Genomic DNA, 17,073 nt, shown 5'->3' with positions numbered 1-17,073 from the left:
GGGGACCCCAGCGACGAGGAGCGAACACCGATGTCGGGCACCGTGACCATGTACAGCACCACCTGGTGCGGCTACTGCCGCCGGTTGAAGACGCAGCTTGACCGCGAGGGCATCGCCTACAACGAGATCAACATCGAGGAGGACCCGGCCTCCGCGGAGTTCGTCGAGAAGGCCAACGGCGGCAACCAGACGGTGCCGACCGTCCTGGTGGTCCCCGTCAGCGGCAACGGCGAGGTCGTCATGACGAACCCGAGCCTCGCCCAGGTCAAGCAGGCCCTCAGCGCCTGAGCCCGCCCCGGACGAGCCCGCCCGGCGAAGAAGGCCCCTGTCTTTCCTCTTGGGTTCATGGGGTCGTCGCAACACCGCCTGGTTTCAGGTGGTGAGTAGATCACGTAGGCGCTCGGCTGGGGTATCCCAGTCGAGTGTCTTGCGTGGGCGGCCGTTGAGTTCCTGGGCGACGTGTTCGAGGTCTTCGGGGCTGTGGATGCTGAGGTCGGTTCCCTTCGGGAAGTACTGGCGGAGCAGGCCGTTGGTGTTTTCGTTGGAGCCGCGTTGCCAGGGTGAGGCGGGGTCGCAGAAGTAGACGGGCATGCCTGTGGCCATGGTGAACTGCTGGTGGCGTGCCATCTCGCTGCCCTGGTCCCAGGTGAGGGAGCCGCGCAGGTGGGCGGGCAGGGTCTGGATCGTGGCGACGAGGCCGTCGCGGACGGTTTCGGCGTCGTGGGCTGCGCCGGGCAGGTGGACCAGCATGGTGTAGCGGGTGGTCCGCTCGACCAGGGTGGCGATCGCGGAGCGCCCGCCCGCGCCGATGATCAGATCGCCTTCCCAGTGGCCGGGCACCGCCCGGTCCTCGATATCGGCGGGGCGGTCGCTGATCATCACCATCGGGTCGGTGAACCGTGGTGTGCGCCGCTGCGGGTCGCGGCGTGGTTTGCGGCGGGTCCGGCCGGAACGGACGGCGGCCTGCACTTCCCGCCTCAGGCCGCCACGGGCCTGGAAGTACAGTGCCTGGTAGATCGTTTCCACGCTCACCCGCATGCTCCGGTCGTCGGGATGCTCCTTGAACAGAGCGTGGCAGATCTGCTCCGGTGACCACCGCCTGCGCAGTCCGTCCTGGACGAAGCGGCGCAGCCGTCCCTCGCGCAGTAGTTTGCGGTCCTTGGGCCGGGGCCTGCGCGCGGCAGCGGCGCGGTGGGCGGCGTAGGGCTGGTAGCCCCCGGTGCCGGAGTTCGTGTCGATCTCCCGCTTGACCGTGCTCGCCGGCCGCCCCAGGGCACGCCCGATCGCCCGCAGCGACCAGCCCAGCGCACGCAGATCGCGGATCTGTTCGCGCTCGGCCAGTGTCAGAAATCGCGGATGCAGTTGCTTTTCCAGGGCTGGCAGGCCCACCGGTACTGTGGTCACACCGCCCATCGTGACGGTCCCGGTGGTGTAGTCGACACGGCGGCCGTCGGCATAGGTGCGTGTGGTGCCGCTCTTCTTGACGCCCCAGTCCCAGTCCTTGGCCGTGCGCTCGTTCACACCGACCTGCCGGGCCGCCACCCGGCGTGCGACACCGGCGGCCCGAAGCCGCTCGTACTCATCCCGCCCGGGATGCCGCCGCGGCAGGCGCACCGAGCCCTGTCCGGCCTTCCGGGCCCAGCCGAAAGCAGTGTTCCGGTTCACCCCCAGCTCACGGGCCACCACCGTCACGTTCCCCACAGCATCCAGCCGCGCAAGGAAACGCTCCCGCAACCCCACACGATCCCCACACTCAACGCCCACAGTCCCCGCAACTCCCACAGATCGCAGGTGTTGCGAGGACCGTTAGAACCCAAGCCTGGCAGGGGCCTTCCGTATGCCGCCGGCGGTTCACCCTCGGCCGATTTCCATCGACGAAGCCCCGGAAAAGGATTCCGCCGAATCGCGCCGGCCCAATAAGGCTTGGGAAGGACACGTCACCGCCGTCGAAACCGGCCGCTTCCCCGTCCGAGCCGCACCAGGGGCCCCGGGTCAACCCCGGGCCCGGGTCTTACGGGTTCGCGCCCTGGCGTGGGAGGGGTTCGCCGTACCAGAGTTCGATGAGGCGGGCCGCGATCGAGATGCCGAACGGGGGCAGCACCTCGCCTGAGGCGAACGCCGCCCGCAGGTCGTCGCGCGAGAACCAGCGGGCCTCGTGGATCTCCTCGCCGTCGACGTTGATCTCGGACGACGTGGCCTGTGCGTTGAAGCCCAGCATCAGGCTGGACGGGAACGGCCACGGCTGGCTCGCCACGTACTGGACGTCGCCGATCACGACGCCGGCCTCCTCCAGCACCTCACGCCGTACCGACTGCTCGATCGACTCGCCGGGCTCGACAAAGCCCGCGAGCGTCGAGAAACGGCCCTCGGGCCAGTGCACCTGGCGGCCGAGCAGCGCGCGGTCCTTGTCGTCGGTGACCAGCATGATCACCGCCGGGTCGGTCCGCGGATAGTGCTCGGCGCCGCAGGCCGGGCAGCGGCGGATGTGGCCCGCGGCGGCGATGACGGTACGTTCGCCGCAGCGGGAGCAGAAGCGGTGCATACGCTGCCAGTTCTCCAGCGCCACCGCGTGCACCATCAGCCCGGCCTCAAGGGGGGACAGCAGCCCGCCGACCTCGCGCAGCCCGGCCGGCCGCGCCTCCTCGTCCATCCGTCCGGGCAGCGCGTCCTTCTGGAGCGCGAAGTAGCGCACGCCGTCGGGGTCGATGCCCAGGAAGTAGCGGTGCGTCTCGGTCTCGGGCGCGTCGAAGGCCGGGGTCATGACGAGTTCCGTACGGCCTTCGGGCGTGTCCTCGACCAGCACCTGCCCGCCGGAGACCACGAACACCCTGGTCGTCGGGTGGCTCCAGGCCGCGGCCAACCACGCCTCGTCCAGGCGGTGGTGCGCGGCGCGGTCCACGCCCTCGTACGTGAGGGCCAGCGGGCGCGATGTCGTGTCGAGTCCGGTCAAAGCTGCTTCCCACTCCCCGTAGCTGTCTTCGCTGAAGTCGTCGTCGAGGCCGGCGTCGAGGTCGCCGGCGTCGCCGTGGTGCGCTGCCAGGATTCCGTACGCCAGTCCGCGGCGAGGTCTTCCCACAGATAGGCGGCGGTCTCCACTCCCTTGAAGAGAAGGTCCAGATCGACCTTCTCGTTCACCGAGTGCCAACCGTCGGACGGCACGGAAATTCCCAGGAACAGCACGGGAACCCCCAGCACGTCCTGGAGATCGGCGGCCGGCCCCGAACCACCCTCGCGGGTGTAGCGGATCTCCTGGCCGAACGCCCGGCCCATCGCCCGTACGAGCGAACGCAGCGCGGGGTGGTCGAGCGGGGTCAGACACGGCCGGGTGCCGCCGCCCCAGAAGGAGATCTCATGCCGGATACCGGCGGGCAGCCGCTCGGCGACCCAGTCGGTGAACAGTCGCTGAATCCTCGCCGTGTCCTGCCCCGCGACCAGCCGGAAGGAGAACTTCAGCTGCGCGGTCGACGGCACGATGGTCTTGCCGCCGGGGCCGCCGTAACCGCTGTGGATGCCGTTGACCTCGGCGGTCGGCCGGGCCCAGATACGTTCCAGCGTGGAGTGGCCGCTCTCGCCGAGGGCGGCGTGCGACCTGGCCGTACGCAGCCAGGCCGCTTCGTCGAACGGCAGCTCGGCGAGGAGGGCTCGTTCACGGTCGGTGAGCTCGACGACGCCGTCGTAGAAGCCGGGGATCGTCACCCGGCGGTCGTCGTCGTGCAGCGCGGCCGCCAGGCGGGCGACCTCCGTGGCGGGGTTGGGGACGGCGCCGCCGAAGGAGCCGGAGTGGATGTCCTGGTCGGGGCCGTACAGGTCGATCTGGCCGTCGACCAGGCCGCGCATGCCCGTGCAGACGGTCGGGGTGTCCTCGGACCACATGCCGGTGTCCGAGACGATCACCGTGTCGCAGGCCAGAGCCTCCGCGCGGGCGCGGATCAGCTCGGGGAAGTGCGGGGAGCCGGACTCCTCCTCGCCCTCGATCAGGAGCTTGACGTTCACCGCCGGGGCGCTACGGCCGGTCGCGGCGAGGTGGGCGCGCAGGCCGAGGGTGTGCAGGAAGACCTGGCCCTTGTCGTCCGCGGCGCCGCGGGCGTACAGCCGGCCGTCCTTCTCGACGGGTTCGAACGGTTCGGTGTCCCAGCCGTCCGCCGCGGCCGCGGGCTGGACGTCGTGGTGGCCGTAGACCAGCACGGTCGGGGCGTCGGGCTCACCGCTGGGCCACTCCGCGAAGACGGCGGGGGCGCCGGGCGTCTCCCACACCTCGGCCACCGGGAAGCCGGTGTCCTTGAGCGCGGCGACCAGCCAGGCGGCGCTGCGGTGGAGGTCGGGCGCGCGGTCCGGGTCCGCGGAGACCGAGGGGATACGCAGCCACTCCGTGAGGGCGGTGAGGAAGGGTTCGCGGTGGGTCTGGAGGTACGTGCGGACGTCGTTGTCCGAGGTGGAGCTCATGGCTTGCAGCCTAGGCCCTCCCGGCGGGCCGCGTTCGAGTGGGCCCGGCGGCCCCGGGACGTCAGCTGCGGCACGCTCAGTTCTCCGCCGTCTCGCCGCTCAGCAGGCGTTCCAGTGCCTCGCGGCCCGGGAGGTCGCGGGGGCGGACGATGTCGCCCGTGCGGACGTACAGGAAGGCGGCCCGGACGGCGCTCAGCGGGACGCCCTGCTGCTCGGCCCAGGCCAGCCGGTAGATGGCCAGTTGGAGCGGGTCCGCGCCAAAGGTGGTGGACGCCGGGTGCCCGGTCTTCCAGTCGAGGATCTCGTAGGTGCCGCCGTCCCGGTAGACCGCGTCGATCCGCCCCCGGATGAGCCGCCCGGCGAGCGTGAGGTGGAAGGCCGCCTCGACCCGGTACGGCGGCCGGTCCGCGTACGGCGTACGGAGGAACGCGTCCTTGAGCGCCGCGAGATCCGCCTCGTCGGCGATGTCGTTCTCGTCGCCCGGATCGGTGCCCGGCAGGTCTTCCGGGCCGAACAGCGGTCGTACGTCGAAGCGCGACTCGACCCAGGCGTGGAACCGTGTGCCCCGGCGCGCGGCGGGCGCCGGCGGGCGCGGCAGGGGGCGGGCGAGGTCACGGGCGAGGCCGTCGGGGTCGGCTGCGAGCCGCATGAGCTGTGTCGCCGTGAGGGAGACCGGCAGCGGCACGTCCCGTACGGTCGCCCGGGCCCGGCGCAGTTCGCCCGTGAGGGCGTCCAGGTCGCGGTCCCAGGAGGCGACCAGCCGCGTCTCCTCGGGCACGAGGCCGTCGGAGCCCCCGTGGCCGTCGAAAGCCCCGGTCCTGTCCGAGCCCCCGGGCTCGCCGTCCCCCTCCGGATCCCCAGGCCCGCCGTCCTCGTCCACGTGCGCCAGCACGGACTTCGCGGCCTGGCGGCGCCACGCCAGAGCCGTCGGGTCCAGCGGCAGCGGCCACGGCAGCTCGGGCGACTCCGCCAGCGACGGATTCTGCGCGTCCGGCTCGGGCGGCTCGGCCCACGCCTCGATCTCGCCGTGGCCCGCCTCGCAGTGCTCCCGCAGCGCGTCGAGGAAGGCGGAGGGTCCGAAGGGCTTCTTCTGCGTCGGGCCCCACCAGTGGCCCGAGCCGAGCAGCAGGGAGCGGGGTCGGGTGAAGGTGACGTAGCCGAGGCGGAGTTCCTCGATCCGCTGGTGCTCCTTCATCGCGTCACGGAAGCCGTCCAGCCCGGCGCGGGTCCATTCGGCCACGTCCGGGAGGGTCGCCGCGTCGCCGCGCAGCCCGTGCGGCAGCACCTTGGCGTTGGCAGGCCACAGTTCGCGGCCGCGTTCGCTGGGGAAACCCTTGGCGACGAGGCCGGGTACGGCCACCACGTCCCACTCCAGGCCCTTGGACTTGTGGGCGGTGAGCACCTTGACCGTGTTCTCGCCTCCTGGAAGCGAACTGTCCAGCCCCTTCTCGTACTGCGCCGCGGTGTGCAGAAAGCCCAGGAAGGCCAGCAGGGTGACTTCGCCGTCCAAGGACGCGAAGCCCGCCGCGATGTCGAGGAAGGCGTGCAGGGTCTCGCGGCGGCGGGCGGCGAGCGCGTGCGGGGACGCGGCGAGTTCGACTTCGAGCCCGGTGACGGCCAGCACCCGGTGCAGTACGTCCATCAGCGGGTCGGCCAGCGCCCGCCGCAGATCCCGTATCTCGGCGGCGAGCCGGGCGAAACGGACCCGGGCCTCGGGCGAGAACGGCAGGTCGTCGCCCGGATCGGCGTCGAGGAAGGTCTCCAGGGCGTCGGCCAGCGAGACGACCTCGGCCGGGTCGACGCCCTCGACGGCCGCCGCGAGCCGGTCCGCGCCCTCGGCGTGCGCCCCGGGCCCGTACCGGACGAGCAGGCGGGCGCGGCGGCCGAGCAGGGCCAGGTCACGGGGGCCGATCCGCCAGCGCGGGCCGGTGAGGACACGGACCAGCGAGGCGTTCGCGGTGGGGTCGTGCAGCACCTCGCAGACCGCGACCAGGTCGGCGACCTCGGGCAGGTGCAGCAGCCCGGACAGGCCGACGACCTCCACGGGCACGTCGCGGGCGACCAGCGCGGCGTGGATCTCGGCGAAGTGCGCGGCCGTACGGCACAGGACGGCGATCTCGCCGGGCGGGGTGCCGGTGCGGACCAGGTGGGCGAGGGAGTCGGCCAGCCACGCGGTCTCGTCGTCCTGGGTGGGCAGCAGGGCGCAGCGCACCAGGCCGTCGTGCTCGGCGCCAGGGGCGGGACGCAGGGCCTCGACGCCTTGGTGACGAGCCCGCAGTTCGGCGGCGAGGGTGTTGGCGAGGTCGAGCAGCCGGCCGCCCGAGCGGCGGTTCTCGCTGAGCGCGTAACGGTCGGCGGGCCGCCCGTCGGCGTACGGGAAGTGCCGGGGGAAGTCGTCCAGGTTGGCCACCGAGGCGCCGCGCCAGCCGTAGATCGCCTGACAGGGGTCGCCGACGGCGGTGACGGGGTGCCCGGTGCCGCCGCCGAAGAGCCCGGCGAGCAGCAGCCGCTGGGCGACGGAGGTGTCCTGGTACTCGTCGAGCAGCACCACCCGGTACTGGTCGCGCAGGATCGCGCCGACCTCGGGTCTGCTCTGCGCGAGGGTCGCGGACATCGCGATCTGGTCGCCGAAGTCCAGCAGGTCGCGGCCCGCCTTCTCCTGGCGGTACGCGGCGGCCAGCCCGGCCAGGTCACGGCGGGCGGCCACGGTCTGCGCCACGTCCCTGACCCACGCGAAGCCGCGCTTGGCCGGGTCGAGTCCGGCCAGTTCCTCGGCGAGCCGCGCGTCGTGGGCCCGCAGACGTTCGGCGGGCACCAGGTGCTCGGACAGCTCGCCGGACAGCGCGAGAAGGTCGCCGACGAGGGTGGGCAGGCCCTTGGTCAGCGCCGGGTACGGGCCCGGCGCGGCCCGCAGCACCTTCGCGGCCAGCTGATAGCGGGTGGCGTCGGCGAGCAGCCGGGCGGTGGGCTCCAGGCCGATCCGCATGCCGTGGTCCTTGAGCAGTTGCCCGGCGAAGGCGTGGTAGGTCGAGATCTGCGGGTCGCCGTCGGCGAGGGCGGCGCCGGGCTCGTACGGGTCGCGGTCCCGGTCCTGGTCCCGGTCGCGGGGGTCGCCCGGGCTGCGGCCGGCACCGTCGTACGGGTCCCGGTCGGCCGGGTCCGTGCCGGTGATGCCCGCCTGGACCAGCGCTCTGCGGACCCGCTCGGACAGCTCCCCGGCCGCCTTGTTGGTGAACGTCAGCCCCAGTACCTGTTCGGGCGCGACCTGCCCGGTGCCGACCAGCCACACCACGCGCGCGGCCATCACCGTCGTCTTGCCCGACCCGGCTCCGGCCACGATCACGCCCGGCGCGAGGGGTGCGGTGACGCACGCCAGCTGCTCCGGGGTGAAGGGGATGCCCAGCAGCTCTTTCAGCTGCTCGGGTCGGGTGATGCGGGGGGCCACCCTGGTGAGGCTATCCCCCCGGCCGACAGGTGTCGGCGGGGCCCGGCCCGCGCCGAGCTCCAGGAGGCGACGGCGCCACCCCAAACCCCGCCGCGACGGCGGGACGCGGGTCGTACCGTCTCGGCGGTGCCGAACGACCGCACGCTCCCCACCCCCGGCCGGGGCGGGTCTGACACCGCCGGTCCGCCCGAGTCCGCTTCCCGCCGCTGCGGCGGAGGATAGTTCGGCGCCCGCCCCGAACCCCGGCCGGGAATTCGGCGAGGGTCACACCGGGGCCCTGGTCGCGCCGAGGCGCGCCCGCGTCAGACGCCGAGTTTGCTCGCGTCCACGGTCTGGGAGGCGGGCGGGGCGACCGCGTTCAGCGGCTTGTCGAAGTCGGTGAAGGTCACGCTCCCCGCGTCGTCACCGGTGTGCTTGACCTTGAGGACGTACGGCGCGCCCTGCGCGGCGACGTACATCGTGGTGGTGCCACCGTCCTCGGAGCCGGAAATCGGCACGGCCTGCTGACCGGCCACCTCCACGGGGCTGCCCTGGGTCTTCTTCCCCCCGCTGCCCTCGGTGAAGGACTTCGTGAAGGTGTTCAGGTCGCAGAAAGCCTTGAAGCTCTCCTCCTGTTGCGACCCCGCGGGCATCTTCAGCCAGCGGCCCTTGAGCACGTCGTTGATCGCGGCGCCGTCGCCCCCGCTCTGCACGTCCCAGAACTTCGTGTCGCCCTTGGCGTACATCTCCTTGCCCACGCCGATGAGCTCCAGGTTGCCGCCGCTGAGCACGATGTGGCTGACGCACTTGCCGTCGTTGGTCAACGCCGCCCGTATCCGCATCGTCTCGCCGCTGTCCTTGCCGTTGAAGTCGACGGTGACGGACGACAGACCCTTCATGGCTTCGACGGCCTTGTCCGAGATCTGCTGCGGGGTCAGACCGGCGAAGGGCGCCGCGGACGGGGGCGCGGCGGTGGTCGTCGCAGACGCGGTGGGGGTGGCCGGCTTGTCGTCGGCCTTCGTGTCCTTGTCCTTGCTGACGCCGCAGCCGGTCAGTACGCCGGCCGCGGTGACGCAGATCAGGGCGGCGGTCCGTACGGTCCGCTTGGCTGCCACGGGAGATTCCTCTCGTTGTCGGTCCCATGAGCATATGAATCTTCTGTGCGCCGCCTATGCCCGGGGGTCTCCGCTCACCGACGCGGGCTCGGCATCGGCCCAGCTCAGGCTGCGGATCAGAGGGAGAAGCCGTCCCCGCCGGAGAACGGGCCGCTCCTACTCCACGACGTGGCGGCCCTCCGGGCGGGCCGTGCACGAGGAGCGGAAGGCGCAGTGGGTGCAGTGCTGGCCCGTGGCGGGGGTGAAGCGTTCGTCCAGCACCCGGCCCGCCGCCTCGGCCAGCAACTCCTCGGCCCACTCCCCCGCCAGCGGTTCCTGGCGCTGTACGGCGGGCAGCGCGTCGCCGCCTTCCTTCTTCGCCGCTCCCAACCGCAGCTGGACGAGTTCGGCGCCGCCGGCCGCCGGGGGACGGCCGCCGAAGAGGGCGTCGACGGCGCCTTCGCGTACGGCCAGCTGGTAGACGGCGAGCTGCGGGTGATGGGCGACCTCGGCGGCGGTCGGCTTGTTGCGGCCGGTCTTGAAGTCGACGACGTACGCGCGGCCCTCGGCGTCGGTCTCGACGCGGTCCATGCTGCCGCGGATCCGCACCCTGGCGTCGCCCGCCTCCAGGGTCACGTCGAAGTCGTGCTCGGTCGCCACGGCGGTGCGGCCGCGTTCGATGACGTGCCAGCGCAGGAAGCGTTCCAGGGCGGCGCGGGCGTTCTCCTTCTCCTGACGGGACTTCCAGGGCGCGTCGAAGGCGAGCGCGTCCCATACGGAGTCCAGGCGGGCCATGAGCACGTCGAGGTCGGCGGGCGCGCGGCCCGAGGCGACCTCGTCGGCGAGTACGTGCACGACGTTGCCGAAACCCTGGGCGGCGGTGGACGGGGGCTCGGCCTTGACCTCGCGGCCGAGGAACCACTGAAGGGCGCAGGTGCGCGCGAGCTGGTCGAGCGCGCTGCCGGACAGTGCGACCGGCTGGTCGCGGTCGCGCAGCGGCGTGGCGGAACGGGTCGGCTCGTACAGGCCCCACCACCGGTCGGGGTGTGCGGCCGGGATCAGCGGGTGGCCCTCGTCGGTGAGCGCCGCCATCCGGGCCAGCCGCCGGGCGGCGGCCTCGCGCAGGGCCGGGGAGGCGGCCGGGTCCACGGTGGTCGCCCGCAGTTCGGCGACCAGCGCGGCCACGGCCAGCGGGCGGCGCGGGCGATGGGTGACGTCCTGCGGTTCGACACCGAGTTCGGTGAGGAAACGGGAGGGCTGGTCGCCGTCGTCGGCCGCGGCCTTGACCGCGGTGACCAGGAGGCGTTCGCGGGCGCGGGTCACCGCCACGTAGAACAGCCGGCGTTCCTCCGCGAGCAGCGCGCCCGGGGTGAGCGGCGGGGCGAGGCCGTCGCGCCCGATCCGGTCCGCCTCCAGCAGGGAGCCGCGGCGGCGCAGGTCGGGCCAGGCGCCCTCCTGGACCCCGGCGACCACGACGAGCCGCCACTCCAGGCCCTTGGCGCGGTGGGCGGTCATCAGGCGTACGGCGTCGGGCCGTACGGTGCGGCCGCCGAGGGTGTCGGCGGCGATGTCGTAGCCGGACAGCTCCTCGATGAGGTTGAGGGCGCCGCGGCCGCCGGTGCGTTCCTCCGCGCGGGCGGCGGTCTCGAACAGCGCGCAGACCGCGTCGAGGTCGCGGTCGGCGTTACGGCCCGCGGGGCCGCCGCGCAGCGCCGCGCGTTCCAGCCGGGCGGGCCAGGGGGAGCCGTCCCACAGGCTCCACAGGGCGGCTTCGGCGGTGCCGCCCGTCGCGAGGATGTCGCGGGCGCGGGCAAGGAGCCGGCCCAGCCGGAGGGCGCCGCGCGCGTACGCGGGGTCGTGCGCGACCAGGCGCTCCGGCTCGGCGAGGGCTTCGGCGATCAGTACATCGGAGGGGCGCGGTACGGGGTGGCCTGCGGCCCGCTCCTCCTCCCTCAACGCGCGCCCCAGCCGCCTCATATCGGCGGCGTCCAGCCCCCCGAGCGGAGACGCGAGCAACGCGACAGCGTCTTCGACGCTGACAACAACCTTCCCCCGCCCCCCCGCCGCGGCGTGCTCGAATCCCGGCCGCCCGGAAGCCTCCGGCGCCGCCGACTCGGCGGGAGCCCCACCGGCTGAGGGCTTGGGGTCCGGGTGGCCGGCCCGCGCCGAAGCCTCCGACGACGCCGAGTCCTCGGACCCGTCCAGCGCGGACGAGACGCGCGGCGACCCGCCTTGCCGCGCCACCGAGCCCACGCCCACGCGAGGGGCCCCGGCGACCGAAGGACCGGACGGTACGGAAGCCTCCGGCGAAGCCGCACCCCCGGGGGACGCGGGGCTCTCCGCCGAGGCCGACTCGGCGGGAGACCCACCGGCCGGGGGCTTGGGGTCCGGCCGATCGGACCTCGCCAAAGCCTCCGGCGACACCGAGTCCTCGGACGCGTCAAGCGCGGACAAGACGCGCGGCGACCCGCCTTGCCGCGCCACCGAGCCCACGCCCACGCGAGGGGTCTCAGGGTGCGGCTCGGCGGGAGCCCCACCAGCTGAGGGCTTGGGGTCCGGCCGATCGGACCTCGCCGAAGCCTCCGGCGACGCCGAGTCCTCGGACCCGTCCAGCGCGGACGAGACGCGCGGCGATGCGCTTTGCCGCGCCGCCGAGGCCGAACCCGCGCGAAGGGGCTCGGGGTCCGAAGGACCGGACGGTACGGAAGCCTCGGCCGAGGCCGCACCCCCGGGGGCTTCGGGGGACGCGGAACTTTCCGGCGAGGCCGGCTCGGCGGGAGCGCCTGCGGTCAGGAGGTCGGGCGGAGGCGGAAGGTGCCGTGTGGGGGTGTCCGCGGCGAGTGGGACCTCCGGCGAGGGGGCATCTGCCCGGGTCGGGGCCGAGGCGGGCCCGTCCAGGTCCGCGGCACGCGGGGAGGCGTTCGCCCCACGAGGGGCCGGATCCGCGTCGGGCGCGGCCGCCGGAGATACGGCAAGCGGGGAAGCGACTGCCCGAGGGGGAGCCGATTCCGCGGAGACGCGCAGGGCGAGGAGGAGGGGGGCGACCGCGGGCTCCGCGTGGAGGGGGAGGTCGGCCGTGTCGAGGTCCACGGGGACCCCCGCGCTCGTGAAGGCCCGCCGCAGCGCCGGCAGCGGTGTCGCCGAGCGGACCAGCACCGCCATGTCCCGCCACGCGATCCCCTCCTCCAGGTGGGCCCGCCGCAGCGTGTCCGCGATGGAGTCGAGCTCCGCCCCCGGCGTGGGGTACGTGCGTACGGCGACCGCGCCGCCCCCCCGCGCGGCCCGCAGCGACCGGTGCGCGCGGGCCGCCGCCGAGGGCAGCCGGGGCAGCGGCATCCGCTCGGTGAACCGCCGGGTCGCCGCCAGCAGCACCGCCCCCGCCCGCCGCGACTCCGTCAGGACCCGCACGGGCGCGGGCCCCCCGTCACGGCTCGGGAACTGGCGCGGGAAGTCCAGGATGCCGTTCACGTCGGCCCCCCGGAACGCGTAGATCGACTGGTCCGGATCGCCGAAGGCGACCAGCGTCCTGCCCTGCCCGGCCAGCGCGCCCAGCAGCCGTACCTGCGCCGCGTCGGTGTCCTGGTACTCGTCCACGAACACCGCGTCGTACCGCCCCGCCAGCTCCGCGTGGACCTCCGGCCGCCGCACGAGCCGTACGGCGCGGTGGACCAGTTCGGCGTAGTCGATGACGCCCTGGAGGTCGGTGACGTCGAGGTACTCCTCCAGGAAGGCCGCCGCCGCGAGCCAGTCGGGGCGCCCGATCCGGCGGGCGAAGTCGCCGAGGGCGCGCGGCCCGAGGCCCAGTTCGCGGCTGCGCGCGAGCACCGCGCGGACCTCGTCGGCGAAGCCCCTCGTGGTGAGCGCGGCCCGCAGGTCGTCGGGCCAGCGCACCCGGGCCCGCCCCTCGCGGGCCAGTTCGCCCTGCCCGGCGAGCAGTTCGCGTACGACGAGGTCCTGCTCGGGGCCCGACATCAGCCGGATCGGCTCGGCGAAGAGCTCGGGCTCCTGGTGGGCCCGGACCAGCGCGTAGCAGAAGGAGTGGAACGTGGCGGCCTGCGGGCTGCCGTGCGCCGTGCCGGCCGCGCGGGCGGCCATCCGGTCGCGCAGTTCGGCGGCGGCCTTGCGGCTGAAGGTCAGTACGAGGATCCGCTCGGGCGCGGTGCCCGCCCGCACCCGGGCGAGTACGGCCTCGACCAGCGTGGTCGTCTTCCCCGTACCGGGCCCGGCCAGCACGAGCAGCGGTCCGTCCCTGTGCTCAACCACCGCCCGCTGTGTCGCGTCCAGGTCAGGGGGCGCGGCGGATACGACGGGCGTGCGTACCAGCCGGTAGCCTCCGACGCCCGGGCTCGTTCGGTACGCCGGACTGTGCGCCGGCGTGCGCTCCGGGGCGCGCGGAGGCGTGACCTGGGCGCGGATGTCCTGGGCACGGACGTCCGCGGAACGCGGCACGTCCGCCGAGCGCGACGCGTCCGCCGAGCGCGACGCGTCCGAGGCACGCGGCACATCCGAGGCGCGCGCCGCGTCAGGAGAGCGGGAAGAAGGAGAGGGGTTCACGTGGTTCGCCGGTTTCGTGAGGAAAAGGGAATGTACTCCGTGCGGCCGGCCGTCGGCGTGGCCGGCCCCCGGATGGCGGAAGCTGGTTGACATGACCTTCCGGCCGTCACCCGTCGCCGCCGGCGGCGCCACCCCCTTCGGCGCTGTCGCCCTCCGGCGCGCCCGGCGTGCGCCCGTCCCAGCGGGCCCGGCGCATGTCGACCCGCGGGACGTGCCCCTCGGTGGCCCGGCCGGCCTCCCGCAGCGGCGTCCCCTCGGCCCGGTACGCGTCCAGGGCGCGCAGCTCGTGCCCGGACAGCAGCACCCCGTCGGACCGTACGACCCGCCACCACGGCACCCCGCCGCCGTACAGCGCCAGCACCCGGCCGACCTGCCGGGGGCCGCCCTCGCCCAGCCACTCGGCGATGTCGCCGTACGTCATGACCCGCCCGGCCGGGATCAGGTCCACCGTGTCGAGCACCCGTTCCGCGTACGGGCTCGGCTCGCCCGGGTCGTACTCCTCGCTCATTCGGCCAATCCTGCCCCAGACCGCCGACACCGGGGGGTTCCGGTGCCATCCGCCCGTCGCTCATGCCACCATCGTCCGGGCGGTGACTGGTGATACGAGATCAAGAAGAGACAACAGGGGACGAGACGGGCGTCGGGGAGGCCGGAGAGGCCGCCCGCGCCCGCGGAGCACTGCGCGGGTCCGGTGCCACCCGCGTCCCCGACCCGAACGACCCCAAGACTCCCCAGACCTCAAAGCAGACCCCCGAGACCTCAAAGCACCCCGAATCACCCGAGCACCCCGACCAGCACCCCGACCAGCACCCCGCCCGCCCGGCGTCCGGCGGCGCCCACCTCGCCCCTGACGACATCCCCGCCGAGTGCGCCGAGCCGGGCGGCGCCACCCGCGTCCCCGTCTCCGTCGACGAACCGCTGCTCGCCGCCCGCGTGCACCGCCCCGCCGACCTGGTCCGCTTCTTCCTCGGCCTGCTCGGCATCGCGGTCGTCCTGGCCATCGCCGGTTTCGCGCACGCGACCACCAACGGCCTGGACACCGACATCACCAAGGGCGCCGACCACGCGCCCGACTTCCTGTCCTCCTTCGCGGGCCTGACCGCGAGCGTCGCCGTCCTGATCGTCCCGGTCGCCTTCGCCGTCGAGCGGCTGATCAAGCGCGACGGTCTGCGGATCGCCGACGGCGTCCTGGCCGCCGTGCTCGCCCACGGCGCCGCGCTCGCCACCGACCTGTGGGTGACCAGCTCCGCGCCCGGCCCGATCCGTGAGGCGCTCTCCCACCACGCGCCCACGGGCTCGGGCATGACCGACCCGGTGCACGGCTATCTCGCCCCCGTCATCGCCTACGTCACGGCGGTCGGCATGGCCCGCAGGCCGCGCTGGCGGGTGGCGGTGTGGATTGTGCTGCTGCTCGACGGCTTCGCGGTGCTGGTCGGCGGCTACACCACGCCGTTCTCGATCGCGCTGACCGTACTGATCGGCTGGACGGTCGCCTACGGCACGCTCTACGCCGTCGGCTCGCCGAACGTCCGCCCCACCGGCCGGCAGCTGCTCGCGGGCCTGCGCCGGGTCGGCTTCGCGCCGCTGACCGCCCGCCGGGTCCAGGAGAACGGCCCGGAGAGCGCCGACGCCGACCGCGGCCGGGGCTATCTCGTCACCTTGGAGGACGGACCACCACTGGACGTCACGGTGGTGGACCGCGAACAGCAGGCGCACGGCTTCTTCTACCGCACCTGGCGGCGGCTCGCCCTGGTCGGCGGGATCACCCAGCGCCGCAGCCTGCTCTCACTGCGGCAGGCGCTGGAGCAGGAGGCGCTGCTGGCCTACGCGGCCATCGCGGCGGGCGCCAACGCGCCGAAGCTGATCGCCACCTCGGAGCTGGGCCCCGACGCGGTGATGCTGGTCTACGAGCACATCGGCGGCCGCCGCCTCGACGCCCTCGCCGACGAGGAGATCACCGACGCGCTGATGCGCGAGACCTGGACCCAGGTACGCGCCCTTCAATCGCGGCGACTGGCCCACCGGCGGCTGGTCGGCCAGTCGCTGCTGGTGGACCGGGGCAGCCGGGTCTTCCTGACCGATCTGCGCGGCGGCGAGATCGCGGCGGGCGACATCGTGCTGCGGATGGACATCGCCCAGCTGCTGACCACGCTGGCGCTGCGGATCGGCCCCGAGCGCGCGGTGGCCTCCGCCCTCTCCGTGCTCGGCCCCGACGCGGTCGCCGACTCGCTGCCGCTGCTCCAGCCGATCGCGCTGAGCCGCGCCACCCGGGGACAGCTCAAGCTGCTCGCCCGGGCCCGCGCCCAGCGGGAACGCGAGGCCGTGCTCGCCGCGTCGGCCGCCGAGAAGGAGGCCCGCGAGCAGAAGCGGGCGCAGGAGGCGCGGGACGCCCTCGACCCGGCGGCCCGGGTCAAGATCCTGACGAAGGCCGAGCGGAAGGCGGAGGACAAGGCGGAGAAGCGGGCGATGGAGAACGCGCTCGACGTGGTCCGCGAGGAGGACCTGCTCTCCCGTATCCGCCAGCAGGTGCTGCTGATCCGCCCGCAGGCCCCGGTCGAGCCGGTCAGGCTGGAACGCATCAAGCCGCGCACCCTCATCACCGTGATCGCGGGCGCCTTCGCCGCGTACTTCCTGCTGACCCAGCTCAGTTCGGTGCCGTTCGGCTACGCCATTTCCAACGCCGACTGGCGGTGGGCGTTGGTCGCGGTGATCGGTTCTGCGGCCAGTTACTTCGCCGCGGCGGGCGCGCTCTCCGGCTTCGTACCGGAACGGCTGTCGCTGGTGCGTACCGTGCAGGCGCAGGTCGCCGGGTCCTTCGTGAAGCTGGTGGCGCCGGCCGCGGTGGGCGGGGTGGCGCTCAACACCCGCTATCTGCAGAAGGCCGGGGTACGGCCGGGGCTCGCAGTGGCGAGCGTCGGCGCCTCGCAACTGGTGGGCCTGGGCTCGCACATCGTGCTGCTGATGACGTTCGGCTTCATCACGGGCACGGAGAAGACGCCGTCGCTCTCGCCGTCCCGTACGGTCATGGCGGGCCTGCTGACCGCGGGTGTGCTGGTGCTGGTCGTCACGGCGGTGCCGGCGCTGCGGAAGTTCGTCTCGACCCGGGTACGGGCGCTGTTCGCGGGCGTCGTACCGCGCATGCTGGACGTGCTCCAGCGGCCCGCGAAGCTGCTCACCGGCATCGGCGGCACCCTGATGGTGACGGTCACCTTCGTGGTCTGCCTGGACGGCTGCGTAAGGGCCTTCGGCGGGCACCTGAGCTACGCGGCCATCGCCGTGGTCTTCCTCGCGGGCAACGCGCTGGGCTCGGCGGCGCCCACCCCCGGCGGCGTCGGCGCGGTCGAACTGGCCCTGACCGGCGGTCTGATCGCGGCCGGGCTGCCCAAGGAGATCGCCACGCCCGCGGTGCTCTTCTTCCGGCTGCTGACCTTCTGGCTGCCGGTGCTGCCGGGCTGGCTGTACTTCACCCATCTGACCCGCAAGGGCGCGCTGTGACGGCACGTCAGCCCGGGCGGCGGGCTGCCCGCGTATGACACGCACGCCGCCCCGCGTGTGACA

Annotated in this window: 9 protein-coding genes; 2 read left to right on the top strand and 7 right to left on the bottom strand. The window is 73.7% G+C overall.

Annotated elements, in window-relative coordinates; translation table 11 throughout:
- Nucleotides 1-30 precede the first annotated feature (30 nt).
- A complete protein-coding gene (locus OHA30_RS24070; RefSeq protein WP_328915950.1) occupies nucleotides 31-288 on the top strand; it encodes a mycoredoxin in 258 nt (85 codons plus the stop codon).
- 84 nt (nucleotides 289-372) lie between these two features.
- On the opposite strand, the gene OHA30_RS24065 is transcribed toward OHA30_RS24070, so the two are convergent.
- The 7 genes from OHA30_RS24065 to OHA30_RS24035 form a co-directional block, all read right to left on the bottom strand.
- Nucleotides 373-1,608, bottom strand: coding sequence for an IS30 family transposase (locus OHA30_RS24065; RefSeq protein WP_443045123.1), 1,236 nt, complete (start codon nucleotides 1,606-1,608; stop codon nucleotides 373-375).
- A 403-nt stretch (nucleotides 1,609-2,011) separates the two neighbouring features.
- Nucleotides 2,012-2,950, bottom strand: coding sequence for an NAD(+) diphosphatase (nudC, locus tag OHA30_RS24060; protein ID WP_328915949.1), 939 nt, complete (start codon nucleotides 2,948-2,950; stop codon nucleotides 2,012-2,014).
- Nucleotides 2,947-4,443 (bottom strand): M20/M25/M40 family metallo-hydrolase, encoded by a 1,497-nt coding sequence (locus OHA30_RS24055; protein WP_328915948.1) that lies wholly within the window; start codon nucleotides 4,441-4,443, stop codon nucleotides 2,947-2,949. Before OHA30_RS24055 ends, nudC begins: the two co-directional genes overlap by 4 nt.
- Before the next feature lie 76 nt (nucleotides 4,444-4,519).
- The gene (locus OHA30_RS24050; RefSeq protein ID WP_328915947.1) at nucleotides 4,520-7,888 is read right to left on the bottom strand and encodes an ATP-dependent DNA helicase; all 3,369 of its coding nucleotides are present in this window, start codon (nucleotides 7,886-7,888) and stop codon (nucleotides 4,520-4,522) included.
- A 302-nt stretch (nucleotides 7,889-8,190) separates the two neighbouring features.
- A complete protein-coding gene (locus OHA30_RS24045) occupies nucleotides 8,191-8,982 on the bottom strand; it encodes a hypothetical protein (RefSeq protein ID WP_328915946.1) in 792 nt (263 codons plus the stop codon).
- Nucleotides 8,983-9,138: 156 nt separating this feature from the next.
- A complete protein-coding gene (locus OHA30_RS24040; protein WP_328917969.1) occupies nucleotides 9,139-13,284 on the bottom strand; it encodes a UvrD-helicase domain-containing protein in 4,146 nt (1,381 codons plus the stop codon).
- A gap of 337 nt (nucleotides 13,285-13,621) precedes the next feature.
- Complete coding sequence (locus tag OHA30_RS24035) at nucleotides 13,622-14,023, bottom strand: MGMT family protein (RefSeq protein ID WP_328915945.1); 402 nt, start codon at nucleotides 14,021-14,023, stop codon at nucleotides 13,622-13,624.
- 89 nt (nucleotides 14,024-14,112) lie between these two features.
- On the opposite strand from OHA30_RS24035, the gene OHA30_RS24030 reads away from it, so the two are divergent.
- Nucleotides 14,113-17,010 (top strand): lysylphosphatidylglycerol synthase domain-containing protein, encoded by a 2,898-nt coding sequence (locus OHA30_RS24030; RefSeq protein ID WP_405785355.1) that lies wholly within the window; start codon nucleotides 14,113-14,115, stop codon nucleotides 17,008-17,010.
- Nucleotides 17,011-17,073: the final 63 nt, after the last annotated feature.

The sequence above is a fragment of the Streptomyces sp. NBC_00223 genome, assembly GCF_036199905.1.
Classification (GTDB): Bacteria; Actinomycetota; Actinomycetes; order Streptomycetales; family Streptomycetaceae; genus Actinacidiphila.
Note: the sequence above shows the minus strand (reverse complement) of the source record. Positions and strands in the feature narration are given on the sequence as shown.

Bases quoted from the DNA above. Each gene is read 5' to 3' on its own strand.
- OHA30_RS24070 (WP_328915950.1), top strand. From the start codon at position 31: ATGTCGGGCACCGTGACCATGTACAGCACCACCTGGTGCGGCTACTGC.
- OHA30_RS24055 (WP_328915948.1), bottom strand. From the start codon at position 4,443: ATGAGCTCCACCTCGGACAACGACGTCCGCACGTACCTCCAGACCCAC.
- OHA30_RS24035 (WP_328915945.1), bottom strand. From the start codon at position 14,023: ATGAGCGAGGAGTACGACCCGGGCGAGCCGAGCCCGTACGCGGAACGG.